We start from the raw sequence: 13,144 nt of genomic DNA, 5'->3' as shown, positions 1-13,144 counted from the left end.
AACGGCCATTCGGCCCATATTCTGCATTTATAGGATGCGAAAGGAGCCCTTTCTTCATGAAACAGCGCGTTATTCAAGTACACGAGCGTCCGCCTCTGCTGCAAAGCCTGCCTCTGAGCGTGCAGCATCTGTTTGCGATGTTCGGCTCCACTGTGCTTGTCCCGGTGTTATTCAAAGTCGATCCGGCGACGATTCTGCTGATGAACGGCATCGGCACTTTGTTTTACCTGATTCTTTGCAAAGGCAAAATTCCGGCATTTCTGGGTTCGAGTTTTGCGTTCCTCTCCCCCGTCTTTGTGGTGCTGGCGGGACACAGCTACAACTCCGCATTAAGCGGCTTTATCGCCGCGGGCATTATTTTCACCGCCGTGGCGCTGCTCGTTTCGGCCGTCGGCACCAATTGGATCAACGTCGTTTTCCCGCCTGCAGCCATGGGCGCTATAGTAGCCGTCATCGGTTTGGAACTCGTGCCGGTCGCCGCTGAAATGGCCGGGTTCATCAAGCCAAGTTCGAATGCGCCGGCCGACTGGAGTCCGAACGGCACCGTGATTACCGTATCGATCATCACCCTTCTCATTACGGTCGTCGGCAATGTGATGTTTCGCGGATTTTTGAAAATCATTCCGATTCTCGTCGGCATCGTGGTTGGTTATGTAGTCGCTTACTTGATGGGCATCGTGCAGTTCGACGCGGTCATCAATGCTCCGATGTTTGCGCTCCCGACCTTTTACGCGCCGCAGCTTGACTGGAGCGCCATCGCTATCATCGCCCCCGCAGCGCTTGTTGTTATCGCCGAACACATCGGGCATTTGATTGTGACAAGCAACATCGTTGGCAGCGATTTATCGAAAAATCCGGGACTCAGCCGCTCCTTGCTCGGCAACGGTTTGTCCACGATCGTATCCGGTTTTGTCGGATCGACGCCAAATACGACTTACGGCGAAAATATCGGGGTTTTGGCGATCACTCGCGTGTATTCGGTTTGGATTATCGGCGGCGCGGCCATCATGGCGATCATCCTGTCGTTTTTCGCCAAACTTGCGGCGCTGATCTCGACCATCCCGGCCCCCGTTATGGGCGGCGTTTCGCTGCTGCTGTTCGGCGTCATCGCTTCTTCCGGTATCCGCATGCTGGTTGAAGCCAAGGTGGATTACTCGAAGGCATCCAATTTGATCCTGACCAGCGTTGTCCTGATTATCGGCATCAGCGGCACTTCCGTCAACCTCGGACCGCTGTCGCTAAAGGGCATGGCACTTGCTACTGTTGTCGCAATTCTGCTCAGCTTGTTCTTCAAATTGCTTGAGGTATTGAAGCTGAATAACGAATAAACCTTACATACGGTCTAAATTCACCTTCGATCGACATAATTAGTGATATATTTCGCTTCCTAATCCGACAGCCTTCTCACCGCCCATTCGATATACTTGAAGAGCTCAAGAAGATATTCAAACTATAGATGAATGGGGCTAAGAATACGAATGACAAATTGTTATGCGCATGGATGCATCAAGCTGACCGTAACGCAAATCGTGGAGGCAAGCCGCAAATCGGGTGCCCTCGAGGAAGCAAATCACAGATGCCATGAACACGGAGTGGAAATGTACCGGCTGATTTTAATGGATGAAAGCGGCCGGGAGAACAAAGTCTACGTGAACAAAGTTCGCGGGATCAAATGGTATTACGCTGAGCAGACGGATATTTGCCAGCAATACAAGGTGATGGGAAAAATCAAACTCGACGTATGTATGGAAGTGGATAATGACTTTTTCCTTCAAACCCGTTTCAAGATGATCCAGCGGATGCCCAGCGACACGCCGACATTGGCTCTCTCCACAAGCCGGGGCAATGTGTTTTTGCAAGTAACGGATTTTGATGTGGAATGGCAAGCGCACACGTCATCTTCAGCCAGCAGTTACTTGGCGGCTGTATAACGCAGTACATATATAAGCAACGGCCGCCAATGAATCATTGGCGGTCTTTTTACGCGTTGCCGGTATGGTATTGAATCCGAAAAACGGCGCTCTTCCGGAAAGGAAGGCGCCGCCTGCTATAAGTATGTCGTTAAGCGGCCGATCGGACCGTTTCTTTATTATGTTTGGTGACAAACAAACTTGCAAATACAGCGAATAAACTGACGATCAATCCATAGATAAATGCATGATGAATGCCGGCAAAAAACTGATCGGCCGCTTTGTTGACAATCGCGCCCATAATGGTGACTCCGATGGCCGTTCCGATATTGCGCGCAAACATCATCAGCGATGTGGAAATGCCCTTCTGATGCGCTTCTACGAGCTGCTGGGAGCCGATAATGGATACCGTGCTGAGCATACCGAATGCCAGGCCTTGCACAACCATATTGACAAATACGTAAGTGTAGCTGGTATGTTCTTGCAGCATGCTGAGCATAAGTCCCGATAATACCAAAAAGATGTTGCCGATAATAAGCAGCGGCCGGTACCCCCACCTGATAATCCACTTGCCTGCGGGGACCGACATGGTCATCCAGCCAAACGACATGCCCAGCAGCGCCACGCCGCTGACCAGGATCGAATACCCTTGATTCTGCAAATACAGCGGAATAAAGCTGGATGTGCCGAATAATGCCGCGCAGCCCAGAAATGAATTGATAATCATCCAGGCAAGCGAACGATTTTTCAGCATGGTGAGCGGTACGATCGGAGATTTATGCCTTCTTTCGTACATAAAGAAAACAGCGAACAGCAGAACCCCTAACAGACCGTATACAAAAGTGTACTTTTCCACGACGGTTGTGCAAAGCAGCAGGCTGATCGCAGCCCCAAACAACACGGCTCCGCCGTAATCCACTTTGGACCGCCGCGGTTCATACGATTCCTTGTAAAAGACGAGCAGTCCCACGGAAATTAGACAGATCGGCGCATTGATGTAAAAAATCCAACGCCACGTCGCATATTCGACGAATATCGCCCCAAGCATCGGAGCCATAATCGCCGAGATGCCCCACATCCCTGTAAAAAACGCTTGGATTTTCCCCCGCTTCTCAACGGAAAACAAATCGCCGGCGATGATGGCCGGGAACGGCATCATAATCCCTGCCCCAATTCCTTGAATGCCGCGGAAAACAACGAGCTGCAGCATCGTTTGCGATAATCCGCACAACATGGAACCGACAAGAAACATGAGAATACCCGCCCCAAAAATCTTCTTCCTGCCAAATAGATCGGACAACCTTCCCGCTATAGGTGAAACGACGGTCGATACAATCATATACGAAGCAAAGCTCCAAGCATACAATTCGAAATGCCCCAGCTCCGCAGCGATGATCGGCATGGTCGTATTTATGATTGTCGTATCCATAGAAGCGACCAGCATGGCCAAGACGATACTGGCCATCACAGGTATTTTTGAGTTCACTGCTAATATCCCCTCCCGAGCATAAAATCCTTCATTTTTCATTCAACGGCTATAACAGCTTTTACCAGCGTCCCTGATTATATCATAAATATTTAGGCTGCGTAACAAAAATGCTCCCGAAGTTTTACCCACCTCAGGAGCCTGCTTATCCTAGCTATGTGTCTTGGTTAACGCCATCATCTGATACACCGCGCGGGTATCACCTTTCAACTCGGCTTCCTCGCATTTTAATTGGGTTGAGCCGTCGCCGTCCAAAAAAACGCCGTCCACCAGCGTGCCTCTGGCTACATTCATTTTTACCGCTTCGCGGAACTCCTCTACCGTCGCTTTAGTTTCCGAAGCGATCAGCCATACATGTTGTCCGCTGTCATAAACCACGGCTGAACGAAGCCGCTTTTCATCGAAGGCCGGCATGTCCTCGGCAAGCGCCTGATCGCGCCATAGCTGCTCACGCGTGAGCGACATGCTGACGCCGCCTTGGGCCCAATACCTATTTCTATCGGCAACCTGCAGTTCGTCGCTGCTTTCCGCGATTTGCACCGAGAACCGGCGGGTTACTTCGTCCCATACGAGAGTGCCTTTTCGGCGGTCGGTGTTATACCAGCCGGAGCCATAATCCCCCTGCTGTCCCTTGGCCGGGACATCTCCCGTAACCGCAATGCTGAGCAGATCGCCATTGTAAAAAAATCCGCCGTTGATCCCGAACTCTCCGGTTTGAGTGACATTGGTTGTTATGGCCTTCAGCGAGATATTATCCGGCGACGTCTGAATGGCGTGCAGAACCACGCCGTTGGACGCCGTCATTTTGCTGTACTGGTAAGGCGGCGGGATCACCGGCGGCGGTTCCGGTGCGCGGTGAAGGTGAAGCTTAACTGCAATGCCGAATCCGAACAAGAAGGCAAATAAAAGCAGCAGCGCATATAACTTGCGGTTGAGCGCCGTATGAGATGCGGCGCGGAAAGGGAAGACGGTCACGGAAATCTCTCCTATCTGGAATGGAAGATTCGATTCGCAGTATAGTATATTCATAGATTTCCTTTATATGACCGCTATGCCCTTCCTTTATGCTGTCGGCCGACCGCCGCGCAGCGCCGCAACGAGCGCTTGGGATTCCGTTGCTTCTTCTAGCGGCTTTGCACCGTATGGAGCCGGTTGGCGAGCTCGCGGAGCATGCCTTTCATCACTTCAATTCTCTGGAAGCAAATATAAGCGACCTGCTCTTGCGTAATTTGAATCAGCTCGGTACGGGTCAAAGCCCTGCAACCGGCGGAACGCGGTTCCCCGTCAATGATCGACATCTCGCCAAAAATCTGGCCTTCGGCTAGTTCGGCAAGCTTCTGTTCGCCTTTGTGCACCTGGATGCTGCCGCTTAAAATGCCGTACATCGCATCCCCTTCGTCGCCTTCGGCAAATACCGTTTCTCCAGGCTGCAGCGCAACATCCTGAGCCATTTTGGCCAGCCGCACATAGTCCTCCTGCGTAAACTGGGAAAACAGCTCTATTTTCTGCAGAAGGAACACCCTCCGCAGGATCGTTTCGCTGTTTAACGACTGCAGCGCATCCAGCGAGTCCGCTTGCCGCTCCACTGGCTTGGGCACGGTCTCCGAAGCCGCCGCGGCATCGACAGCATATGGAAACGCCGTTTCTTTGGCAGTCTGCACCGCTTTGTTGTTGGCCCCGCGAATACGCCGCGACAGCAGCTTCATCAGCCCGATGGCCGTGCTTGTCTCATTAAGCACCACATCGTAGAAAGAAGAGGAGTCAAGCCGCCATAATTTCATGCCGGTTTCCGCAATAATGGTAGCCGTCCGCGGAATGCCGGTCAATACGGACATCTCGCCGAAACATTCCCCTTCCTGCAGCTGCGCCAGGTACACCTGATTTCTGTGAACGGAAGCTTTCCCTTCCTGGATGAGGAACATCGCATCCCCCGCTTCCCGCTCTCGTATAATGGCATCTCCCGGGGCTGCCGTCTCCGGCATCAGAAGCTCGGCAATGGACGATAAATTTTTGTCGGAGATGCCTTCGAATATCGAAACACGCCGCAATAAGCGGACTTTTTCCGCCTGTTCTCTGATTTGCTCGATCTCTTCGCCGCTCATCGATTGCCGAACCTTCTCGGCCGCCTGCGGCCATCTGTCCGCGGCCTCGCTGCTTAGCAGCGACTCGGCGATGCAAAGCTTAAGCCAGCCCGATTCACTGGCGAGCAGCGCCAGCAGATGTTTCTCCACGGCGGCGTCCGGAAGCTGGTTTTTGCTTGGCAGCGGTTCGATGAGTTTGGTTATGCGTGTGCGCAAATCTCCTTCCAGCAGTTGATCGATAACTTCCGCCGCATTGGCTTGCCGGCGGGCATCGCCGTACCTCCAGTTGTTGTATACCGCTTGAATGGTCTTGTTATCGAATAATAAGGACAGCAGTTGGAAGATAAGGCTTACATAATGAAAACGGATGTCTTTTGCCGCTTCCTCCACTGTCTTCAACTGCGCAATACCGTCCAAACCTTCCGTATGGGCAACAAACTGCCAATATCTTTCGGTTTCGCTAATAATGATCTGTTCAACCGTCTTCCGCTCGGCTTGAAGCCTGGCCATTTTCATATGATTGAGCGCTTCCAATACATATCCTTTAATATCGGACGTTGTTTCGCCGTAACGCTCCAGAAGTGCGTCAAAAGCAACTTGCGAGCCAATCCGCTCGAATATTCTCGGAATATATTGCGCTAGCATATCATGTTGCTGCAAGTAAGTTAACAGCGTCGGAATAATAACGTTATCCTGATAGGCACCTAGCGCTTCAATGGCTTTCTGCCTTGTTCGGCTCGATTTCAAGAGCGGAACGATATACGGCACCAGTTCGGGGACGGTAAGTTTCTCGGCGGATTGTAAGGCAGCGATTCTGACCCGGTGCGACGGGTCGGCCAACAAAGAAGTCAACGGCTTATAGAAGCTGGCGATTTCAATTTGCCCGAAGACGGAAGCTACGGCGATACGCTCGCTCTCCCGCTCGCTTTTCAGCAGCTCTTTCAACGTACCGACAGCGCGAAACATGCCTTCTATACCGTAATGTTTTACGAGTCCGGCAATAGCCGCCGCCTTCAGCTCTACCCTGCCGCTTTCCAGAAAGGTGCCGACCAGGTCCAGATGTTGATCATCGCCGTAGGAAGAAAGCGCAATCAAAGCTTGCGGCATCATCGCCGATTCTTCGCAGGCCAACATGGCTGTTAAATCGCTTTCGCAGCCGGCAGGCTGCTTGCGTCCGATGTACTGCAGCGCCTCGTTCCTCACTTCCGGTGCAGGATGCTTCAGCAGCTCGGGGATATGCGGATTCAGATCAAAAGCCGGGATATTCTGTAAAATACGCATCGCGTAAAGCGCTTGCGATTTTTCACCGCTATGAAGCGCGGTTGTCAACAAGCTTTGGCTGGCAGGATCCAGCATGTTCAGTTCGCCTTCTTGAGGTTCAATGTTCCTCGTTTGCAGAGTGGACAAGAGCATTTGCAAATAAAGAGGTTTGACCCGGAACACCGAGTAGATCCCGCAGACGAGCAAGGCAACGATGATATAACCAAACTGGCCGATCGTCAAAATCGGAGACAGCAAAATCAGGCTGATGGAAGCGATTCCCTTGGAGCCGTTTCGCACGACGCCGTCCATAAATCCTTTGGCCTTGCTGCGGTATTCAGGGGGAATAGGAAACATAACCAACTGCAGGGCCGAAGAATGAATCGTATCCCCCAGCACCTTGTCGCTTCCTTTTAACATGACGGCTAGCGCCAGCACGGGAGCAAACAATATCGAGACGGAGCCGGTCAATAATATAAACGGGAAGATGGTTAATGCGGTAATGACGCCGAATTTCGTAAACACTTTGCCGATGACAAAAAACTGGATGAGCAAGGCGAATATGCCGGCATACCCGTAAAAACTGCCCATAAAACCGGCCATTTCTTCATTTTGCAAAGAACCCCGGAGAATGGTTTTGAATTGATAATCGATTAAGGTGAGCGAAATGGTGAGCGCAGCCGAGATGATGGCGATATATTTTAAATGGGGCACTTGTCTGAACAAGGCATTTTCTGTTTTACCGCCCGTCTGTTTCTTCTTCTCCCCGCTTCCCGGTCCCGGCTTCGCAGACGGCGGAGCCGTGGCAAAAGAAGTTTGCGGATTCGCCAGCGATCGGATGATAAGGATTACAAACAGAAGGCATAACAGTTGAAGTCCTGCGTAGACAAATATTAAATTTTCCGTGCCAAGCGGCTTTACGGCTAGTTTAAGACCAAAACCGCTGGCGATCCCGCCGACAATGCCTCCGCTGCCGACCCAATTGATCAGCTTTTTGGCTTTTCGCTGATCCATGACCGCTGTGGCAAATTGCCAGAAGCAAACGATCATCAAAAAGTTAAACACATCGTAACCGATATAGATGACCGGAAGAATCCAGTCCAAACCGAAGCCGACAAGCAGCCTCGATCCCAACGACAAAACCGATACGATTACGATAACGGCCGCACAAAGCGTATGAATCCTAAGCTTGGCGCAATATTTCTGAAATAAAAAGCCTACCAATAAGAGCGTCGCCGCTTGCGGCAAATACATGTAGGATAATTGGGATGCCGAATATTTGCTCAAAAAAAGCGTATCCGCAGCAGTTCTTCCGATTGTAGACGCGGAAGATACGCAAAACAAATAACAAAACAGCAAAATCACCTTGCTGTATTCATCCCGATCCGACATATGGATCCATCGTCCTATCAGCCGGCCCGTAGTTCCGGACGAAACTCTCCTATCCATGTCGACCTCACCTCAATATAACAAGTAGTATGATTTACCTAATCATTATATTTTCTATAGTCGCTCATTCGCAATTATTTTCCGTGTTTTCTTGCCGCAAGATGCGCTTTGATCTGTTGAAGCTGCTCATAGTATCCAGACAATTCGGGATGGACGGACGGCGGCCCGTCGATTTGCCGGCACACCAGGTGTTCCGCGTGAGGTTCTAAATCGGGTGTTACAATATGTATGCCGTTCATTTCCGGCCCGCGGACGTCCACTTGAACTTCCCACTCGCCGCTATGTCGCGCTTTCTCGTACCACATCTCTTTTATTGCCAATGAACATGTATATAATCGCCCGGCAAAAACAATGCCGCTTGAAGTAACGACAGCTCTGCCCTGCCGTTCTCTATCGTTTGAGTCTTCCATGCTTTGTCCTCCTTTCCGCAATGAATCCGTTATTCCATTGTTCCTGTTCCGCCGTGTTTTGGCAATCGGGAAATACTGGTTGGACGAGACGCCTTCGCTGACCGTCATGATCAAAGAGAGCGGAGCTCTAGCGATACGCGGCCGATTTGAGGTAAGATGGTGGATAGTAGACATAAAAAGGAGTCTGGAAACCATGGAGGAAGTTATTATTGTTGGCGCAGGTCCTTGCGGTTTGTCCGCCGCGGCGGAACTTCACAAACGAGGATTTAAGCCGTTGCTGCTTGAAAAACACGCCATCGTGCATTCCATTTATTTATACCCTACCTATATGCAATTTTTCAGTACGCCGGAGCTGCTCGAAATCGGAGGTATTCCCTTTACGACGCCGCATGAGAAACCGAACCGCCAGGAGGCGTTATCTTATTACCGGAAGGTGGCGCATCATTACGGGCTGCGCATTCACGCCTATCAGGAAGTCACCGGCATCGCTCCGTCGTCCGCCGGCTTTGAGGTCATTGCCGCCGACCGTTCGGGATCGCAAATTCACTATAACGCCAAAAATGTCGTCGTATCCACCGGATATTTCGATCATCCGAACATGCTAGGCATTCCCGGCGAGGAGCTTCCGAAGGTCAGTCATTATTTCCGCGAAGCGCATCCGTACACGGGAACGGAGGTCGCCATTATCGGCGGCAACAACTCGGCTGTCGACGCGGCGTTGGAGCTGACCCGGGCCGGCGCTTCCGTCACCATCGTTTACCGGGGCGAAGGATATTCCCCAAGCATCAAGCCATGGGTCAGGCCGATTTTTGAAAGCATGGTGACAAAAGGAAAAATCCGCATGTTGTTCAACAGCCGCGTGGAAGCCATCGGTCAGCGGCAGATCGTCGTGTCGACCGGCGGCGCCGAAATGCACATCGACAACGATTTTGTGCTTGCGTTAACCGGCTTTAAGCCGGATCGCAACCTGCTTTCCGGGGCGGGAGTGGCATTTCAAGGAGAATACGGGCTGCCGGTCTTTGACGACACGACTATGGAAACCAATGTGCCGGGTTTGTACATCGCCGGCGTAATCGCTTCGGGCATGGACGCCAATGAGGTATTTATCGAAACCGGAAGATATCACGGGGTCGCCATCGCTGAACATATCGCATCCAATGCCTGATGAACATTAAAAAAGCAGACCGACCGGATCATACGAGGCCACTGAAAAAGTAGCTTAAGTGTGCGAAATCATTCTGGAGAAGCGCCAGCGTTCGCCTTTGTCCCCGAATTTCACCCGCCATAAGTGGGTACAATCCAAGAAATTCGGGGACAATCAGCGATCGGAAGAATGATTCGCACATGCAGCGTTCACTTTTTCAGTGGCCTTGCGTATACCGGTGGTCTGCTATTTGAATAGTTTACTCGCGCTCCAATAAGGAAGCTCCGGCGATGCCGGGTTTGGTCATCTCGTATGGATCAAGAATGAGATCCAGCTCTTCTTCGGTAAGCACATTGTGCAGCAGGCACAAGTCGCGGACCGACTTGCCGGTAGTAATCGCCTCGCGTGCGATCCGGGCGGCCGTTTCGTAGCCGAGATGCGGATTCAGCGCGGTTATAATGCCAACGCTGCGCTCCACATATTCCCGGCATTGCGCCTCATTAGCTTCGATACCTTCCAGACAATAGCTGCGGAACACCGTGAACACATTGTTCATCATGCCAAGCGATTGAAGCAAATTAAATACAAGCACCGGCTCCATCACATTCAGTTCAAGCTGGCCGGCTTCGGAAGCAAGGCAGATCGTATGATCGTTGCCGATGACTTGGAAGGCGACCTGGTTGACGACTTCGCACATGACCGGGTTAACTTTGCCCGGCATGATGGAAGACCCGGGCTGGCGCGCCGGCAAGCTGATCTCGCTAATGCCCGCTCGCGGTCCCGAAGCCATAAACCGCAGATCGTTGGCGATTTTGGACATATTCATCATACATACCTTAAGCGCCGCGGAAACCTCAGTGTAAGCATCCGTATTTTGCGTCGCATCGATCAGGTGTTCGGCATGGAGCAGCGGAAAACCGCTGATTTCCGCAAGCAGCTCAACGACTCGTTGGATATACCGGGGATCCGCGTTAAGTCCTGTACCGACGGCTGTCGCCCCCATGTTGACCTCATACAGGTGCGCTTTCGCTTGCTCGATCCGTTTGATATCCCGGGCCAACACCCGGCTGTACGATTCGAACTGCTGCCCGAGACGGATCGGCACGGCGTCCTGAAGATGCGTCCGGCCCATTTTGAGCACATGATCGAATTGGACGGCCTTCTCGCTCATTGTCTTATGCAGCTGCTCCATAGTCGCCAGCAGCTTGTGCTGCATCGACAGCACGGAGATGTGCACGGCGGTCGGGAAAGCGTCGTTGGTCGATTGCGACTTATTTACATGTGAATTCGGACTGAGACTGACATAATCCCCCTTGGGCAATCCCAGAAGCTCCAACGCCCGGTTGGCGATGACCTCATTGGCATTCATATTAATCGAAGTCCCTGCCCCGCCTTGTATCGGATCAACGATAAACTGGTCATGGAGCTTTCCTTCAATCACTTCATCGGCGGCTTGTACGATGGCATTGCCGATTCGCGCCGGCAGCAGATTGACCTCCATGTTGGCAAGTGCGGCGGCTTTCTTGACAATCGCCATAGCACGAATCAATTCAGGATGAATGGTGTAACCGGTGATCGGGAAATTTTCTACGGCACGTAATGTCTGGATGCCATAATACGCATCGATCGGAACCGATTTGGTACCTAGAAAGTCATGCTCTGATCTTACTTCCGGTGTCGTCATGCCTGTCCCTCCAGTTGATTAAGAAAATATCAGATTTTTTTCCCGTTGCGTGAGCCGCCGGCCGGCGATATCGACAACCATCCTGCCCTCATTAAGCCCCCATATGCGCGATGCATATTTTTCGGCCAGCTCAAGCTGATGCATAATACAAATAATCGTCACTTTTTCCTTGACGCAAATATGTTTTAAATCTTTCATCACGTTTTCGGCAGCTTCCGGGTCCAATCCGGAAACGGGCTCGTCCGCAAAAATGACCTTGGCCCCGCGCAGCAGCGCCTTGGCAACAGCTACCCGCTGCTGTTCTCCGCCGCTCAGCTTTTCCGCTTTCTCCAGCGCTTGGTCAAGCAGCCCTACTCTCTCCAAGTAGTCCATCACCGTCACCCGCTCATCCGTAGAGACAAGTCCCAGCATGGCCCTCCAATAAGGCACATACGACGGCAGCACGTTTTTGTACGCGGACTGGTTGCGGTTAAGCGCCGGTTTTTCCTCGAGATAAGCCCAATGGCGCTGCTGCTTCCATTTCTCCAACAGTCCGATTTGCGTGATGTCCTTGCTGTCATAAATATACTGCCCGCTTGTCCACGATTCTTTCAAAGAAAGACAGCGCAGCAGCGTCGTTTTTCCTGTGCCGCTTGAACCAACCAAGCCGACAAGCTCCCCCTGGTCGACCTGAAAGCTGATACGCGATAAAACTTCTTGGCCGGTAGCCGGGAAAGTTTTGGTCAAGTTACGAACAATGATCATCGAATAAGCTCTCCTTTGGCTTACGTTCCCCTTCATTCAACAGTTCCATTATATACAAACGGATTGGAAATTCATAGATTTCGACATAAATTGGACTGCGGTTACTACAGATCAGCGTTTTATGGTAAAATACATAAATCGACATAACCTGCAATTTTGCATGGCTCATCTCACCAGCGGGAGGCTTTTTTTACGTATGCTTATTATTGGTATCGCCGGAGGAACCGGGTCCGGCAAAACATCGGTGGCCAGATCGGTCATCGATCATTTGGGAGCGGACAAAGTCAATCTGATCTCCCAGGACAATTATTATCTCGACCATTCCCATCTTCCTTTTGCGGAACGGGAACGGATCAATTACGATCACCCTCTCGCGTTTGATAACGAGCTGCTGCTGCAGCATCTTTTACAATTAAAACAAGGCCGCAAGGTGTTGTCCCCCGTTTACGATTTCAGCAACCACGGCCGGTCGTCGCAGACAGTGGAGATCAATATCAAGCCAATCGTCATCATCGAAGGGCTCCATGTGTTATCAGACCAGGCGCTGCGCGAAGTGCTCGATATGAAAGTATTTGTCGACACCGATCCCGATGTGCGCATTTTGCGTAGAGTGCTCAGAGATATCAATGAACGCGGACGTTCGATTCAATCGGTGCACGACCAGTATTTGTCAACGGTCAAGCCGATGCATGACGCCTTTATTGAACCTTCCAAAAAATATGCCGACATCATCATTCCCGAAGGGGCTCACAACGAGGTGGGCATCAGCCTGCTAACCATTTGGACGGAGAAATATGTAACCCGCGCTCTGGGCTGAGAGCGGATAATCAAGGATGGGACCGCCCTTCACACGGCGCCCATCCTTTTTTGTTATTCGGAGGCAGCCGGTATCAGTCCAACCATGCGGGCCTTGTTTTGTTTATCTTCCCCGGCATATGGTAACATATGTTATGTATGCGAAAATGAATAAAAAGGA

Annotated in this window: 10 protein-coding genes; 4 read left to right on the top strand and 6 right to left on the bottom strand. The window is 51.4% G+C overall.

Annotated elements, in window-relative coordinates; translation table 11 throughout:
- Positions 1-56: 56 nt before the first annotated feature.
- A complete protein-coding gene (gene uraA / locus EYB31_RS08085) occupies positions 57-1,328 on the top strand; it encodes a uracil permease (protein WP_131012777.1) in 1,272 nt (423 codons plus the stop codon).
- 150 nt (positions 1,329-1,478) lie between these two features.
- On the top strand, positions 1,479-1,931 hold the full coding sequence (locus tag EYB31_RS08080) for a hypothetical protein (protein WP_131012776.1): 453 nt from the start codon (positions 1,479-1,481) through the stop codon (positions 1,929-1,931).
- Between the two features lie 130 nt (positions 1,932-2,061).
- Here the strand turns inward: EYB31_RS08080 and EYB31_RS08075 are convergent, their stop codons facing one another.
- The 4 genes from EYB31_RS08075 to EYB31_RS08060 all read right to left on the bottom strand — a co-directional run bounded on the left by EYB31_RS08075 (position 2,062) and on the right by EYB31_RS08060 (position 8,596).
- Entirely contained in the window at positions 2,062-3,396 is a 1,335-nt protein-coding gene (locus EYB31_RS08075) for an MDR family MFS transporter (protein ID WP_131012775.1), read from the bottom strand.
- 150 nt (positions 3,397-3,546) lie between these two features.
- The gene (locus EYB31_RS08070; protein WP_131012774.1) at positions 3,547-4,371 is read right to left on the bottom strand and encodes a hypothetical protein; all 825 of its coding nucleotides are present in this window, start codon (positions 4,369-4,371) and stop codon (positions 3,547-3,549) included.
- A 149-nt stretch (positions 4,372-4,520) separates the two neighbouring features.
- The gene (locus EYB31_RS08065) at positions 4,521-8,186 is read right to left on the bottom strand and encodes an Npt1/Npt2 family nucleotide transporter (RefSeq protein ID WP_131012773.1); all 3,666 of its coding nucleotides are present in this window, start codon (positions 8,184-8,186) and stop codon (positions 4,521-4,523) included.
- A 74-nt stretch (positions 8,187-8,260) separates the two neighbouring features.
- Positions 8,261-8,596, bottom strand: a complete 336-nt coding sequence (locus EYB31_RS08060; protein WP_131012772.1) for a hypothetical protein — start codon at positions 8,594-8,596, stop codon at positions 8,261-8,263.
- A gap of 193 nt (positions 8,597-8,789) precedes the next feature.
- Here EYB31_RS08060 and EYB31_RS08055 point away from each other — a divergent pair, with 193 nt between their 5' ends.
- Entirely contained in the window at positions 8,790-9,761 is a 972-nt protein-coding gene (locus tag EYB31_RS08055) for a YpdA family putative bacillithiol disulfide reductase (RefSeq protein WP_131012771.1), read from the top strand.
- Positions 9,762-9,999: 238 nt separating this feature from the next.
- Here EYB31_RS08055 and aspA read toward each other — a convergent pair whose 3' ends face one another.
- Both aspA and EYB31_RS08045 read right to left on the bottom strand, forming a co-directional pair.
- A complete protein-coding gene (aspA, locus tag EYB31_RS08050; RefSeq protein ID WP_131012770.1) occupies positions 10,000-11,424 on the bottom strand; it encodes an aspartate ammonia-lyase in 1,425 nt (474 codons plus the stop codon).
- Between the two features lie 18 nt (positions 11,425-11,442).
- Positions 11,443-12,168, bottom strand: a complete 726-nt coding sequence (locus tag EYB31_RS08045) for a phosphonate ABC transporter ATP-binding protein (RefSeq protein WP_131012769.1) — start codon at positions 12,166-12,168, stop codon at positions 11,443-11,445.
- A gap of 196 nt (positions 12,169-12,364) precedes the next feature.
- Here EYB31_RS08045 and udk point away from each other — a divergent pair, with 196 nt between their 5' ends.
- Positions 12,365-12,985: a uridine kinase gene (gene udk / locus EYB31_RS08040; RefSeq protein ID WP_131012768.1), complete on the top strand. Its 621-nt coding sequence runs from the start codon at positions 12,365-12,367 to the stop codon at positions 12,983-12,985.
- Positions 12,986-13,144: the final 159 nt, after the last annotated feature.

The sequence above is a fragment of the Paenibacillus thalictri genome (assembly GCF_004307995.1).
GTDB lineage: Bacteria > Bacillota > Bacilli > Paenibacillales > NBRC-103111 > Paenibacillus_AF > Paenibacillus_AF thalictri.
Note: the sequence above shows the minus strand (reverse complement) of the source record. Positions and strands in the feature narration are given on the sequence as shown.